The 14,442-nt window shown below is 48.7% G+C and carries 11 protein-coding genes; all 11 read right to left on the minus strand.

The window, feature by feature from the left end; genetic code table 11:
• Nucleotides 1–26 precede the first annotated feature (26 nt).
• A complete protein-coding gene (gene clcA, locus B9A14_RS12540; RefSeq protein WP_172839154.1) occupies nucleotides 27–1,649 on the minus strand; it encodes a H(+)/Cl(-) exchange transporter ClcA in 1,623 nt (540 codons plus the stop codon).
• Between the two features lie 111 nt (nucleotides 1,650–1,760).
• A complete protein-coding gene (locus tag B9A14_RS12545) occupies nucleotides 1,761–2,702 on the minus strand; it encodes an NAD-dependent epimerase/dehydratase family protein (protein ID WP_084666065.1) in 942 nt (313 codons plus the stop codon).
• 83 nt (nucleotides 2,703–2,785) lie between these two features.
• Nucleotides 2,786–4,081, minus strand: a complete 1,296-nt coding sequence (oxlT, locus tag B9A14_RS12550) for an oxalate/formate MFS antiporter (RefSeq protein WP_197686512.1) — start codon at nucleotides 4,079–4,081, stop codon at nucleotides 2,786–2,788.
• Nucleotides 4,082–4,385: 304 nt separating this feature from the next.
• On the minus strand, nucleotides 4,386–5,327 hold the full coding sequence (locus B9A14_RS12555) for an oxalate oxidoreductase subunit beta (protein ID WP_084666067.1): 942 nt from the start codon (nucleotides 5,325–5,327) through the stop codon (nucleotides 4,386–4,388).
• 23 nt (nucleotides 5,328–5,350) lie between these two features.
• Nucleotides 5,351–6,538: an oxalate oxidoreductase subunit alpha gene (locus B9A14_RS12560; RefSeq protein ID WP_084666069.1), complete on the minus strand. Its 1,188-nt coding sequence runs from the start codon at nucleotides 6,536–6,538 to the stop codon at nucleotides 5,351–5,353.
• A gap of 20 nt (nucleotides 6,539–6,558) precedes the next feature.
• Nucleotides 6,559–7,518, minus strand: coding sequence for an oxalate oxidoreductase subunit delta (locus B9A14_RS12565; RefSeq protein ID WP_084666070.1), 960 nt, complete (start codon nucleotides 7,516–7,518; stop codon nucleotides 6,559–6,561).
• Nucleotides 7,519–7,623: 105 nt separating this feature from the next.
• A complete protein-coding gene (locus B9A14_RS12570; RefSeq protein ID WP_084666071.1) occupies nucleotides 7,624–9,828 on the minus strand; it encodes a CDC48 family AAA ATPase in 2,205 nt (734 codons plus the stop codon).
• Nucleotides 9,829–10,179: 351 nt separating this feature from the next.
• On the minus strand, nucleotides 10,180–10,872 hold the full coding sequence (locus B9A14_RS12575; protein ID WP_084666072.1) for a GntR family transcriptional regulator: 693 nt from the start codon (nucleotides 10,870–10,872) through the stop codon (nucleotides 10,180–10,182).
• Between the two features lie 142 nt (nucleotides 10,873–11,014).
• Nucleotides 11,015–12,064, minus strand: a complete 1,050-nt coding sequence (gene selD / locus B9A14_RS12580; RefSeq protein WP_231967755.1) for a selenide, water dikinase SelD — start codon at nucleotides 12,062–12,064, stop codon at nucleotides 11,015–11,017.
• A 78-nt stretch (nucleotides 12,065–12,142) separates the two neighbouring features.
• Nucleotides 12,143–13,009 carry a helix-turn-helix domain-containing protein gene (locus B9A14_RS12585; RefSeq protein ID WP_084666075.1) on the minus strand — a complete coding sequence of 289 codons (867 nt, stop codon included), beginning with the start codon at nucleotides 13,007–13,009 and terminating at the stop codon, nucleotides 12,143–12,145.
• A gap of 25 nt (nucleotides 13,010–13,034) precedes the next feature.
• Complete coding sequence (locus tag B9A14_RS12590) at nucleotides 13,035–14,441, minus strand: cobyrinic acid a,c-diamide synthase CobB (protein WP_231967757.1); 1,407 nt, start codon at nucleotides 14,439–14,441, stop codon at nucleotides 13,035–13,037.
• Nucleotide 14,442: the final 1 nt, after the last annotated feature.

The following is a 14,442-nucleotide window of genomic DNA, read 5'->3' on the forward strand; positions in this document are numbered from 1 at the left end:
AATTTAAGGTCCCCCGCAATCTCTGCCTAGCTAGAACTTACACGATTTCTTACACGGCAGCGAGTTAGCTTGTCAAACTCTTCTATAACCTTTCCAGCTTTTCCCTCAGGAACAATAACTTTTAAATGGTCCCCTTCTAGAAGTTTAGTAGAACCGCGGGGAATTATCTCTCTGGTACCCCTGTTAACAGACACCAAAAGGCACTCGGAGGGAAGCTTTAGATCTTTTACTCGACATCCGCTGGCAGGAGAGCCGCTTTCCACCACAACTTCTATAACCGTTGTTTTATCTTCGCAAGACAGCGAAGCTTCCCCATCACTTCTACCTTTCATTAAATCCCTCTCTAAAAGCATCTCATAAATAGGTAAAGTGCCTAAAGCCTCTGCTACTATATAGGCTACCACACAGGTAAGTAAAAGAGGTAACATGTGCTGGTAGTGACCAGTCATCTCGATTATTAATACAATCCCTGTAAGGGGAGCGCGCACGATAGCCACAAAATAAGCTGCCATACTTACTATGGCAAAGCTCGGTGCCATACCTTGGAGACTGGGAAAAAGATAACCGCTAATTTGGCCTATAAAAGAACCTATCAAAGTTCCCAAAACCAAGAGAGGCAAAAAGATGCCTCCTGGTACTCCTGCGCTATAGCTCATGATTGTTAAAAGAAATTTAGCTATAAAGAGGAGAGGAATAACCTGTAAGGCCACTTTGTTGGCCAACACACTCTCTACCAAAAAGTGCCCGCCTCCCAAAACCTCCGGTAAAAAATAGCCCACTACGCCTGCCAAAACAGCCACCAGCGCTGCCCGGAGCCAACGGGGCACTTTTGTTAACTTATCTGCTAACTCTAAGCCTCCTTGTAGGGCGCGGTTGAAGCTTGCTCCCAAAACACCAGTGGCTACTCCCAAAATTACAAATAAAGGTAACGTAGTTAGGGGCAAGGGCAATAAATTTTTTACCTGGAAGGTAGGGAGCGGCCCCAGGATTTTCTGGGATATAAGATCCGCAGCAATGCTGGCTGTAAGAGCTCCTCCCAGAACGTAAGGAGAAAAATTACGCCGGAGCTCTTCTAAGACAAAAACTACACCAGCTAAAGGAGCATTAAAGGCAGCAGCTAGCCCTGCTCCAGCTCCACAGGCTATCAACTGCAGCTCTTCTGCTTTAGTTCGCATAAGACTTTTACTTACCGCCTGACCTGCAGCAGCCCCCATTTGCACTGTAGGACCTTCCCGGCCTAAGGATAATCCTGCCCCAATAGCGAGAGCTCCGGCTATAAACTTGACAGGAATTATTCGCCACCAGACCAGCCTCTGTTGTCTCATCAAGACTGCTTCCACATGGGGAATACCGCTACCAGCAGTTTCCGGAGCAAAAGTGGTCAACCAACCGGCAAGTCCTCCGGCTAAGACACCCAAAAAAGGTAGTATCAGCCATCCCCAAGCAGGTATACTATGCGCCCATATTAAAATATTATTGCGGTATATCTCTATCTCTGTTAATACTAAGCGAAAGGCTATACCTACTGTTCCCGCAACAATTCCTGCTAAGCTCCCCTCCAGCAAAAAACGGAGGAAAAAGTTATACCTGTTCAGCCACAGAATAGCAGGATTAGAGGTGCCTTTAGATAAAACAGCTTCGTTTTTCACCGGTCTTCCTGCTCCCATATATATCTTTTTATACTCAGTTCTCCCTAATTATTATAACATTTTCCTTTTTATTGTTGTTAAACTCCCCAAAACGCTGGTTACTATTATATTTCAGCTAGGCTTCTCTTCCGTCTTAACTTGAGCAATACAATTTTTTAAAGCCTTAGTAAACATGGCCCGCATCTCTGGAATTTTAACTTGTGGCCGGTAACCGAGCTCCCGAGCCAACTTATCCCAGCTTAAATCCCATACTTCATTTAAAAAGGTAGGACCCCTCCAACGAGCGCTGGGTATTAGATTTAGTGTGGAATTAGAACCAGTGAGATCTATTATCATAGCACCTATCTCTTCCCACGTTAAAAACAAGCTCCCCACGTTGTAGACCTGCCCGGCTGCAGCCGGATTCTCTACGGCTAAACGGATAGCCTCGGCCAGATCAAGCATGGTTACAAAAGTACCCCCCGCTCCTGGTACCATCTCTAAAGGTTTATTTTCTAAAGCTGTATGGATTAAATTGCGCAAGTGCCGGCCACCAATGGTATCTCCAAAGGCCCACCAGAAGCGAAAGATGGTGACAGGGAGTCCCCGTTCTCGCTGATACATTAGGCATAATTTCTCCGCCGTAAATTTACCCAAAGCATACAGGGGTTTGCGGGCCTCCTCCAGGAGGCAAGGGTGGTCCTCGGAAACCGGATGAGTTACAGCCCGGCCATATACAGTAGCTGTGCTGGTATAAACGAAACGCTTTACCCCTAATTTACAAGCTGTTTCCAGTAAATTTAGATGACCCTTTATATCTCTCTCAAAAATTATATAAGGATCCTCGGCAAAGCTCCAAGCCAGGTTGATTACAATATCTACATCCTTGAGAGCTTCCTCCACCTTTTTTCTATCCACCAAATCTCCCCTAAAATAACCCGATAAGTTTTTCCCCCAAGCCTCCGGCATCTTATCTTTCAAGTCATAAACCTTTACCCCGAACCCGCGGTCAAGGAGATATCTAGATAGATAGCCCCCTACATCTCCTGCTCCCCCAGCAATAAGAACCTCCATCGCTTCCATCCTCCTTTAAAAACAGGGCGAACGGCAACCATGGCGATTGCCGCCCGCCCAGCTCTTCCAAAATATCTTTTCCTTCAAGCGCCTTTAGAGAGTTCGGTGGGAGTAATCTTGGCGCCCGGTAACACGGGTTTGGGCATAGTACGGAGTATTAAAGCACCTAAAGCAGCCAAGAAGGATAAGGAGGCGGCGGTAAAGAACACTGGAGTCCATCCTTTTAGGGTAGCTAGCCAAGCGGCCACGACACCACCTAAGATACCACCTACTCCTTTAGCGCTGTACACAACTCCATAGTTGCTAGCAGCATAGGTGGTACCAAAACGGTCTGCCGTAGCTGCAGGGAACAAGGCGAAAATCTCACCCCAGGTAAGCATAAGGAAAAACGCCAGAGCAACAAAAACCCACGGGTTATGGCCTATAATAGGTACTAAAGCTACAACCACAGCATTAAGTAGAAAAGCAATAAACATTGTTATCTCGCGCCCAATTTTGTCAGATATCCATCCCCACATTATGCGACTCAGTCCATTAGAAATGCGGTCAAAGGTAACAGCTAATATAACAAATTCCGAACCTATACCTACTGCTTTAGCAAAAGGTTTAGTCTGGGCAGTAAATAACAGGCCACTAGTAGCCATAAATACGAACATAATGTAAATGAGCCAGAAATGAGGTGTTAGAATCATCTCCCACGGAGCAAACCCCCGTTGCCCTGTGGTAGCACCTGTAGCAGTTTTAGTCTTGTGAACATCATGTCTTTGTTCCCACGGTGGGTAGCGTAAAACTTGAGCTACTATTAATATAATTAGCCCCTGCAATACACCCGTGTAGAGGAAGGCTGCTACATACCCTTGGCTCTTAAGAATAGCTCCGATAACAGGTATAAAAGGCGCCGAACCTGCACCGAATCCAGCAGCGATAAGTCCCGAGGCCAAACCACGTCTATCAGGAAACCAGCGTACGGCCACCGCTATACTACCACCATAGACAAATCCTGCTCCCAGGCCGGCCATAGCATAGAAGAAGTAGAGAGCAGGTAACGATTTAACAAAACCTAGTGCAGTCCAACCTATACCCACCATAAGTCCAGATATAGTAAAGAATAACTTGGGTCCGAACCGATCTAAGAGGTAACCTTCGAAGGGCTGTGGCCAACTCTCAAAAGCTATAAATAGCGTAAACCCCAATTGCACTGCAGCCAGAGACCATCCGAAGGCCTTTTGTAACTCTGGCACGAATAACGTCCAGGCATACTGCAAATTAGCGATCATAATCATACCAACGATGGCTGCCACAAGCTGAAACCACCTATTGCCTAAAAGCGGCCCATAGGCCTCGCGGGCATCATAACTTTTTACAACCTGAGGTTCCACCTCTTAGTCCCTCCCTAAATTTTTTAATTTTTTATTTTGACCAATATCTAATACCCATAAGTGACTATAAAGATCAAAAGAGATCGAACCATGTCAAAACATCGAATAATAAGGGGACTTAAAGGTGGAGCCACTGCTTCTGCAAAAGTACCACTGAGAAGGATTAATCGGTAGGTCCAAATTCTGTTGCAATTTTCATCTATAAGGACTTAAGTGTTAAGACGGTTAGCAATTTAGGAGATAGGGGGTTTTGCTCCGGACGATTCTTCGTCCGGAGCAAAAACGTCAAATCAATATAGCTCTCTTATACCGAAGCCACTGCCGGAACCATAATACCCACTTCCGCACACTTAGCGTCCACAAAGGCTTGGAGCTTTTCAATGTGCTCCGGCTTAAGATGGGCAAAGCGCTTTTGCATCTTAAGGTATTCCGCTACCGGCTTCCTCTTCTCCAGCTTCACAGAGAGTTTGTATTCGCCATTTTCATACTCATAGAGCTGGAACATGCCTGTCTCTACAGCTAACTTAGCCATTTCTATAGTCTTGTCGGCTGGGAACTGCCAGCCCTTGGGGCACGGCGCCTGAATATGGATATAAGCCGGACCTTCCACATTAAGCCCTTTACGCACCTTATTCATCAGATCCACAGGCCACCCGATAGAGGCCGTAGCCACATACTTGAGTTCAGGATGGCCGTGGGCGATAATCTTAGGATTATCTTTGGGGAATAACTTCTTCCCTTCTGGTACTTTAGGGCCAGATGGGGTAAAGGTGGTCCAGGCACCATACGGTGTGGTAGGTGAAGTTTGGATACCCGTGTTAGCATAAGATTCGTTATCATAACAAATGAACAACACATCATGTCCGCGGTAAATCATACCGGAAAGGGCCTGGAGGCCGATATCCACGGCTCCGCCATCCCCAGCAAAGACAATCACATGGGGAATTTCTCCCTGATATTTTTTCTTGCGGGCCAGGACCTTGAAGGCCGCCTCTATTCCTGAAGCCACAGCCCCTCCATTGGTGATCTGGGCGTGAATCCAGGGTACACGCCACGGGCCACAACCATAACTGGTATTAGCCACATACATGCATCCGGTCGGCCCTACAAAAATCGTATTAGGACCCGCTGCCTTAGCAGTAAGCCTATAGGCCAAAGCTGGTCCGCAACCGGCACAAGTACGGTGCCCTGGGACGTAATATTCTTCATCAGGTGCTTTCTTGATGGACGGTATCCTTTCTAGCATTTTTCTCCCCTCCCTCCATTAGGTTACAGCTCAAAGGGAAGCCAATAGGCTGTCTTTTCTACTTTGCCGGTCTTGGCGATCTCTTTAAGCTTCTGGAACATGAGATAAAATTCTTCGCGGGTAACTACTTCGCCACCTAAGCCGGCCACAAATCCAACGGTCTTTACCTTATCGCCGTAATCATAAAGGGCTGCCCGGAGTTCGCTGAGCAATACACCACCGCTACAGGCTATACCAAAGTTGACGGAGTTATCCAGGACACCGATGGCCTTAAACCTGGACATGCGCTGGCGTATCTCTTCCGTGGGGAAGGGACGGAAGGTACGGAGCCTCACCACGCCCACCTTCTCCCCCAGGTTCCGGAGCCGCGCCGCCACAGCCTTAGCGGTGACCATATGGGCGCCCTGCCCGAAGATGACCACTTCCGCATCGTCTGTCAGATATTCCTCCAGGAAGGGATCATACCGCCGACCGAATATGCGGGCGAACTCTTCATGGGCTTCTTTCAGGACCTGGTAAGCTGCTTGCATGGCCTGGTAACGCTGGTACTGCAAGGGCGGACCCATAGCCGGCTCAATCTGGGCACCGATGATCATAGGATTCTTGGGATCTAGTACATGATGGTTTTTATAAGGCGGTAAGAACTCCTTTACTTGAGCAGGATCCGGAATATCCACTTCCCCTAGAATATGGGTTATATAGTACCCGTCCTGGCACACATACTGGGGAAGCATTACCCGCGGATCTTCGCCTACCCGATAATAAATGAGGTGCATATCTAGAACTTCTTGCTGGGTGGAGGCCCAACCCTGGATCCAGCCTTGATCCCGGCAGCATTCAGCATCAGTGTGCTCGGAACCGAAATCTCCAGGCGGGTCCAAGGTACGATCGCCTATAGCCATCTGTACTGGCAAGCGGGCTCCCGAAATAGGAGAGTAAACCTCAAAGGCATAAGTCACACCCACACCAGAGCTTCCGGTGAAGGTCCTCGCGCCAGCTGCAGAAGCACCATAAACTACGCTCAGCTGGGCGTGTTCACCCTCACCGTGAATAAATTCAGCATCCAGCTCCCCGTCGGCCACCATACGGGCCAGTTCGGACATAATCCCCGTATAGGGACGGATAGGATAGGATACAATCACATCTACATCCGCTAACTTTACCGCATTAGCCGCTGCTACGCAGCCGGAAATACGTCTAACTTGACCCATAATTTTCACCTCCCAAAATTTTAATCTTTAAAATCTAATTCTGGCACATTGGTTAAGGCCCCACTTGGGCATACATCTACGCAGATGCCACAGCCCTTACAGTATTTAAAATTAAACACGGGTCCCTCATCAGTACGGGTGATACAAGAATCTGGGCAGTAAATCCAGCAAGTATAGCATTCTGTACACATTTCCCGGTCGATAACGGGCCGCTTCATCCGCCAATTCCCGGTAACCATACCTTCGTTTTCGGATACCGGGGAAGGCACCGTACCAGCAAAGGGTAACTGCTTTAGCCTCTCGGCAGCCGTAACTGCTACTTCCTCTACCGCCTCTTTGGCTTCAAGTTTAGTGATTTTAGCTAATTCGTACCCCCGGCGCATAGCCTCCGGGTTCTTAACTACCTTGGCCAAGTTATCCAAGTTCACAATACCGGTCGCTTTTACTACAGCACCCACCAGGGGAGCGGAGATACCTCCACCAATACCTGTAGCATCTGTAGCTCCTTCTGCGCCCGATAAAGTAGTCACCGCCGTAGATAGGCTAGAGGCATCTACAGTGACTAAGGTTTCGAGATTACCTGTATCACCTAGGAAACTCAAGATTTCTTCCGGGCTCCGGCTGGTGTTGACCACCAGCACTCCGCCCCGCCTTAAACCTTTAAGCACTGGTACACCTTTAACTAGGGTTTCCTCTACCAGTACCACAATGTCCGGAGTTTCATTTTCATAAATATACTTGCTTTCGATGGGGTCAGTGCTTATGCGGGCATAGGCGCGTACGGGAACGTACACACGGTCAGGGAGATCCACATAGTTTTCCCATGCCTGGACATACTTTCCCTCCCGCGCAGCCGCTTCTGCCAAGGCTACAACGATATCTCTAGCATCTTTGTTCATTACCACACCCCGGGCCCATACAGTAATCTGTTTTAGCCCAGGTTCTGCGAACAAATCCTTAGGAACAGATGTAACAGACAATTTTAGATGCCTCCTTTCTCTTAAGGTTATAAAGTGTTGAGAAAATGGAAACTTGCTACATATTTACTCTTGTTGAGCAGCTATACACCCTTTTTAACTAACACATCACCTCCCTATCTTGGTCCATTCCCGGCCGCTTCCAGAAGCAGGCCAAAGGGTACGCAAGGTACGAGCTTCAGGTTTAGAAGTTTCACCACCCTTTTCCTCCAGCACCTCCCGCAGGGCCTGTTCTAGATGCCGGGAAGAGATACGCCAGGTTGCCTTATCCTCTGGTGAGACCCTACCACTATGAACAGCCTCACTTAAGGCTAAAAGCGCAGCTCGTTTGCAGATAGCCTCAAGTTCTGAACCCACCATTCCTTCTGTCATGTTAGCTAAGGCTTCCAGATTGACATCCTCGGCTAGAGGTTTCCGTCGGAGGTGAACCTTAAGGATGGCCAGCCTTTCTTTAGGGCCAGGAGGGGAAAACTCCAAAATAATGTCAAAGCGACCTGGCCGCAAGATAGCAGGATCCACTAAATCTATCCGGTTAGTGGCGGCCAGAACTATAACTTCCCGGAGCTCTTCCAACCCATCCAGTTCCATCAAGAACTGGCTCACCAGACGGCTCGTCATACTACCTTCGCTTCCTCTGCGGGTAGGAACCAAGGCATCGATCTCATCAAAGAAGAGGATACAGGGGGAAGCCTGCCGGGCCTTCCGGAAGACCTCGTGCAACGTTTTCTCCGCTTCCCCCCACCAATGGGAAAAGAGGAGGGAACTATTTACCGGTATAAAGTTCACCTGGCTCTCCCGGGCCAAGGCCTTGGCTACTAAGGTTTTGCCTGTCCCCGGAGGTCCAGAAAGGAGAATCCCTTTAGGCGCTTGCAAGTCGAAATACTGGAAAAGATCAGGATACTTCAAGGGCCACTCCACTAAAGCTTGCAGACGAAGCTTAATAGAATCTAAGCCTCCCACATCTTCCCAAGAGACGGTGGGGATTTCCGTAGCAAATTCTCTTGTAGCAGAAGGCTCAATTTCCGCCAAGGCATCCAGAAAATCGCGCATAGTTACTTTAAGCTCTAAGTTAGCTGCCGCGTCGCTACCCAGGGGTATATCTTTGAGAACGCGGCGCAGGGCGTACATACCTGCTTCCCGGCATAAGGCTGCTAAGTCCGCACCCACAAACCCATGGGTCATGGCTGCTAAGCGGGGAATAGAAACATCAGGCGCCAGGGACATTCCCCGAGTATGTATCCTTAAAATCTCTTCCCTGCCCCGCTGGTCAGGTACGTTTATAGCGATCTCCCGGTCGAACCGGCCAGGTCGCCGGAGGGCAGGATCTACTAGATCAGGAATATTAGTAGCTCCAATTACTACTACATTACCCCGGGATTCTAAGCCATCCATCAAGGCCAATAGCTGAGCTACCACCCGTTTCTCCACATCGCCATGGACATCGGCCCGCCGGGGAGCTATGGCATCGATTTCGTCCAGGAAAATAATGCTCGGCGCTTTCTTCCGGGCTTCTTCAAAAACCTGGCGTAACCTGGCCTCGCTCTCACCGTAATACTTATGCATTATCTCTGGCCCATTAACATGTATAAAATGGGCCTCTGTTTCGCTGGCCACCGCCCGGGCAATTAAGGTCTTACCCGTACCAGGGGGGCCATACAAGAGTATTCCTTTGGGCGGGTCCACTCCCAACATCTTAAAAAGCTGGGGATACTTCAAAGGAAGCTCTATTATCTCACGTACCCGCTGGACTTCCCTGGCGAGCCCGCCTATATCCTCATAGGTTACCCGTTGCCTTTTAATTTCCCCAGCTTCCCCGCCCTTAAAGCGAACAGTTGTATCTTTATTAATAACTACTGGCCCCCGCGGGGTAACTCCCTCCACCGTAAAGGCTTCTTCCCGGCCGCTGAATAACGTAATGCTTACCTGGTCTCCAGGTACCACCGCCAGACCTAAAAGGCGAGTCTTGATATGGGTTATCTCATGTTCCCCTTCTAGGGTCCACCCAGGCAATACGGGCGCCAAAACCACTACCTTAGCCCGCTGCCATTCTGCCCGTTCCAAAATTACTTCTTCCCCTAACCCTACCCGGGCGTTTTGGCGGATGGTCCCGTCCATCTGGATGGAACCGGAGGGACACCGGTCAGGAAAAGCAGGCATCACCCGTGCTACAGTGCTGCGTTTACCAGTAATAGCTACCACGTCTCCAGTATTTAAGCCGAGACGTCCCATCACTTCATTTACTACCCGGACAATACCCTTCCTGGCATCTTCAACCATACCTTCAATTACTTTTAAGCTTACTTTATCTTCCATTTCCCGGCCTCCGGCCTCCTAATCCAAGGGCTATCTAGTTAATACGGTGTACGGGATACCAAGATATAAGGAATGTCAAAAATTAGCCGTTAACCAGCTTGCATATTAAATACAATTTAGAAAACGGTTTACATGTAATTTAGCTTAAATTAGCAGAGATGAGTTAGTGGAGACAAGTTAGTGTAGAGAAGAGAATATGTACAAGAACCCATTTTTGTGTACCATTTGAAGCGCTACAGGGAATTTTGGTATACCGAATTTACTGATATAATAATTCGCCGCGCAGGCTAAAATTCCTGCTGGTTATTAAAAAAATCTTGGGGAAGTTATTAAAAAAATTTTGAGGAAAATTTAATCTACAGTTCTCTCCTCCTCAAGGGCCAGCTGAGCAAAGTAGGCCTGCCGGGAATTTTCAATATGCTGACGCGCCAACCTTTCAGCTCTATCCGCATCCCCTGCCTTCAATGCTTCCAATAGCTCCCGGTGTTCCCTAGTAGCGGCATGGGTACGCCCCGGAACAGCATAGCCCACTTTAGTAAAGCCTACAATGTAATCCACCAGGCTGCTTATCATCTGGTGCAACCGCGGGCTTTCAGCCGCCTGATAAATCAATTCGTTATATTCCATGTGCAATCTTTCCAATTCCTTAAGATCTCTTCTCATCCGGGCTTCTTCCATACCCCGCACCAGTTCTTCTAGCTTTTCTAATTGTTTAGGAGTGATTTTTTCTGCAGCGAGCCTCGCAGCCAACCCCTCTAGGACAGCACGAATACTGTAAATTTCCCAGGCTTCTCGCTTAGATATACGGGCCACGACTACTCCCCGCCGGGGTACATGTTCCACCAAACCTTCTAATTCTAGCTTGCGTATAGCCTCCCGTACCGGAGTTCGACTAACTCCTAGTTGACGGGCTAAATTCCTTTCCACCATTCTCTGCCCCGGTTGTAGTTTACCTGTAAGAATAGCCTCTCGTAAAACGCGGTAAACCTCGCGCCGTACAGGTTGATAGGTATCCAAATCTATAGGCTTAAGTAAGCTTTCCATCTTCTCCCTCCTTTGATTTACAAAGCTTTGAGAGTTGGAATCTAAGACGAGGGGTTTGGTATTTGGGATACCTTAACAATTTATTTATCACACTCTCTCCATATAGGCAAGCCATTACGTCTCCATTTAATTAAAAACTCCTTTAGTATACATGGATATACCCGCTGCCCTCAGTAACCTCACCGATCACCCGGGCTGCTTCTACTCCCCGGTTGTGTAACTGTGTAAGTAACTCGGTAACCTTATTAGGAGGCACAGCGATTAGAAGGCCACCTGAAGTCTGGGGATCAAAGAGGATGTCTTGCCAGGTTTCGCTCACTCCAGGGGCAAACTGTACCTTCCCCTTCGCGTGGTTCCGGTTACGGTAGGCACCAGCTGGTACTAGCCCCATGGCAGCAAAATCCAGCACCTGGGGAAACACGGGTATCTCTTTGGTGTGCAATATTATATCTACATGGCTACCCTGTGCCAATTCCAGGCAATGTCCTAGAAGTCCAAAACCAGTTATATCAGTACAGGCATGGGCTTCCACTTCTACCATGACCTCGGCAGCATTTCGGTTAAGTAAAGCCATCCAGCGGCCCATGACCTGTTCTGTCTCTTTATCTGCTAGCTCGGCCTTGAGGGCCGTAGCTAAGATCCCTGTACCCAAGGGCTTAGTCAGGACAAGTTTATCTCCTGGGCGAGCACCACAATTAGTAATTATCCTTTCCGGGTGCACGATCCCAGTTACGGCCAGACCATACTTGGGCTCCTCATCGTCAATGCTATGCCCCCCTACAAGCACAGCACCGGCCTCCAAAAGCTTATCTGCTCCACCCCGCAATATCTCCCCCAGAATAGCGATGTCTAGCTTTGCGCTGGGAAAACATACAATGTTCATAGCTGTCAGGGGACGGCCGCCCATGGCATAGATATCACTTAGGGCATTGGCTGCGGCCACTTGGCCAAAAAGGTAAGGGTCGTCCACAATGGGGGTAAAGAAATCCACCGTCTGGATCAAAGCCAGTTCGGGTGTTAAGCGGTAGACTCCGGCATCATCTAGGCTTTGGATACCCACCAGAAGCTCGGGATGGTGTAAGACCTGGGTTGGTAAAAGGCTTAGGACTTGGTTGAGGGTCCCCGGACCCATCTTGGCAGCTCAACCAGAACTGCAGGAAAGGTGAGTGAGTTTTATCTCTTCTCTGCTCAAAGGGGTTCACCCTCTCTTTACTTTATCTCCAGCCTATTTTAACACAAAAAGGTTAGATTAATTATAACTTTTGGTTATCTATTGTCTATTGCTAGCCAGAACTCGCGCCAGCTCCACCAGTAACTCTCTCTCCCTGGTAGTACACCTTTCTAGGAAGGAAAGGATCTCTTGTTTTTCATCGCCCCCCAGTTCAGGCGGTCGCCGATAACGGTTAAGTATCTTTATAAAAGATACCAGGCCTCCTATCTCCTCGTCTGTCCAAGAATATAGGAGGTTTACTAACTCCTGTACAGCCGGCCGTTCTAACCCTGGGGGAAGGGCAGGTTCTTCTTCTTCCATAAGAAAATAACAGCTGGAGACACCTAAAGCTTCGGCCAAGCGGCTTAAGGTGGCTAGGGAAGGTTGAATGCGACCTGTTTCAATCTGACCAATAAGGCTATGGGAGATACCTACTTGGTCAGCTAATTCTTTCTGAGTAAGTCCCATTTTTTCTCGCAACCGCCTTACCTTACTGCCTAAAGTTTCACTCCGTCTTTCTTGTAAAAGGTAGCTGGTGCTAACCTCTAAAGCTGAAGCCAGTTTCTCTAGTGTCTTTAAGGAAGCCGTGGAACGTCCTCTCTCAATTTCGCTAATATGAGCTAAAGAGACTCCCGACCGACGGCTTAATTCATGTAAGGTAAGACCCTTTTGCTCCCGTAACCGCCGTAACTTACTACCTATACGGGAGGTCTCCCGTGGGGAAAGGGCATCGTCTTTCTCTTCAAAGTAGCTTACATCTACCCCTAGGATAGAAGCTAACTCAGCCAAGGTAGCCGCAGAAAGGCGCCGTTTCCCCTCCTCCACCTCTCTCATACAATCCAGGGGAATATCCAGGAGGTCAGCTAATGTCTCCAAAGGCATCCCTCGTTCCTCACGTAGTTGCTTAAGTTTAGCTCCTACGGACATCTCGTTCCTCCTCTTGGAGTTTCCTTCACTTTAAAGAGGATATCCCCGACTGTACAGCTACCCAGGATACTAATTTTTCAGCCCACCCTAGGTGGGCAGGAGCGAAGAGATGGGTATAACTGGCTAGGATCCCTTTATAGAGGAGGCCATCGAATTGGCCATCTATCCCCCAACCCCGCACCACCCTATAGGCGAAGTTGACCTTCTCCCTCCGGAGATTGACTACCCGTGAATGGTGAAACTCGTGCCCCTTAACCCCTGCTCCTTCAGCAAAGAAAGGATTACCTGGACAGGCTTTTAAGAAAGTGTACCCATGTCCCTGAGGTGTATCTTCCATTTGTACATCTAGAGGCAAGGCTCCCACCATCTCATACCATCGCTCACCATATTTAATTCGCCTAGCTAGGTACATTAATCCACCACATTCAGCGTAAATAGGCAAACCTTCTTGGGCCGCCCGGCGAATATCCCGTCTTAAGGAAGAATTTTCTTCCAAGTCACCTGCAAAAATTTCCGGAAACCCTCCTCCGATATATAGCCCGTCCACAGGGGGTAAATTAGCTTCTTTAAGGCTATCGATGAAAATCAATTCTGCGCCCGCTTGGGTTAAAGCCTCCAGGTTTTCAGGATAGTAAAAATGAAACACACGATCCCGCACTACTCCTAAACGTACTTTACCCACAGGAGCAATGCGCTTAGGTACTTCCTCACAGGTAATGGGCGGGGCTGTCCGGGCAATATCCAAGAGGTGGTCCAGGTCCACGTTAGCCTCTATCGCCGCCCGGGTAGCTTCCAAAGCCCCATGCAACCTTTCGTTTTCCGCCGCAGGTACCAGCCCCAGATGGCGATCGGGTATCACATAACGCTCGTCTTTAGGCAAAGCACCTATCACAGGTAAACCTGTGTACTCTTTAATAGCACATCTCAACATCTCTTCATGGCGGGGTCGCGCCACCCGGTTTAAGAGGATACCCGCCAGCTTAATTCGTGGGTCAAACTGCTTAAAACCCTGAACCAGCGCTGCTGCACTACGGGTCATTCGGGTAGCATCCAAAACTAATACCACCGGAGCTTCCAGAGCTAGAGCAATCTCGGCCGTACTCCCAGTACCTTTTAAATCCAAACCATCGAATAAACCCATGGCCCCTTCCACTATGGCTAGATCTGCTCCCTGACAACCTAGGAGAAAGGAATAACGCAACTGTTGAGGAGACATAAAGTATAAATCCAAGTTACGGCACGGTCTCCCAGCAGCCAGGGTTAACCAGCTCGGGTCGATATAATCAGGACCCTTCTTGAAGGGTTGTATAGTAAATCCCCTTTTGCCCAGGGCGGCAATCAATCCTAAGGCTACAGTGGTCTTGCCGGATCGGCCATGGGGGGCGGCCAAAACCACCCGCGGGATAGTAATAGGTATTGTTGGGCTCCTCAAA

Source organism: Thermanaeromonas toyohensis ToBE, from assembly GCF_900176005.1.
GTDB lineage: Bacteria > Bacillota > DSM-521 > Neomoorellales > Neomoorellaceae > Thermanaeromonas > Thermanaeromonas toyohensis.

What these genes read in the sequence shown, in the direction of transcription:
- B9A14_RS12545 (WP_084666065.1), bottom strand. Translation starts at nt 2,702, where the DNA reads ATGGAGGTTCTTATTGCTGGGGGAGCAGGAGATGTAGGGGGCTATCTA.
- B9A14_RS12555 (WP_084666067.1), bottom strand. Translation starts at nt 5,327, where the DNA reads ATGCTAGAAAGGATACCGTCCATCAAGAAAGCACCTGATGAAGAATAT.
- B9A14_RS12560 (WP_084666069.1), bottom strand. Translation starts at nt 6,538, where the DNA reads ATGGGTCAAGTTAGACGTATTTCCGGCTGCGTAGCAGCGGCTAATGCG.
- B9A14_RS12570 (WP_084666071.1), bottom strand. Translation starts at nt 9,828, where the DNA reads ATGGAAGATAAAGTAAGCTTAAAAGTAATTGAAGGTATGGTTGAAGAT.
- B9A14_RS12575 (WP_084666072.1), bottom strand. Translation starts at nt 10,872, where the DNA reads ATGGAAAGCTTACTTAAGCCTATAGATTTGGATACCTATCAACCTGTA.
- B9A14_RS12585 (WP_084666075.1), bottom strand. Translation starts at nt 13,009, where the DNA reads ATGTCCGTAGGAGCTAAACTTAAGCAACTACGTGAGGAACGAGGGATG.